This window comes from Janthinobacterium sp. BJB426 (assembly GCF_002735705.1).
Lineage (GTDB): Bacteria > Pseudomonadota > Gammaproteobacteria > Burkholderiales > Burkholderiaceae_D > Janthinobacterium.
The window spans coordinates 1-552 of the sequence record NZ_PDZL01000067.1 but is presented as its reverse complement, the minus strand read 5'-3'; the positions used below and the strand labels follow the sequence as shown (position 1 = coordinate 552).

Here is a 552-nt window from a genome sequence, read left to right as displayed (position 1 = left end):
ATAGGGAAGCCGTAGAGAAATCGAGTCCGAATAGGGCGATCAGTCGCTGGGTGTAGACCCGAAACCAAGTGATCTACTCATGGCCAGGATGAAGGTGCGGTAACACGCCCTGGAGGTCCGAACCCACTAATGTTGAAAAATTAGGGGATGAGCTGTGGGTAGGGGTGAAAGGCTAAACAAACTTGGAAATAGCTGGTTCTCTCCGAAAACTATTTAGGTAGTGCCTCAAGTATCACCATCGGGGGTAGAGCACTGTTATGGCTAGGGGGTCATTGCGACTTACCAAACCATTGCAAACTCCGAATACCGATGAGTGCGAGCTTGGGAGACAGACGTCGGGTGCTAACGTCCGGCGTCAAGAGGGAAACAACCCAGACCGCCAGCTAAGGTCCCAAAGATTGGCTAAGTGGAAAACGAAGTGGGAAGGCTAAAACAGTCAGGATGTTGGCTTAGAAGCAGCCATCATTTAAAGAAAGCGTAATAGCTCACTGATCGAGTCGTCCTGCGCGGAAGATGTAACGGGGCTAAGCCAGTCACCGAAGCTGCGGATAT

The 552-nt window shown here is 50.9% G+C and carries 1 rRNA gene; it reads left to right on the top strand.

Features of this window, described 5'->3' with window-relative positions:
• Positions 1-552 (top strand): 23S ribosomal RNA (locus CSQ93_RS28575); the annotation flags it as partial.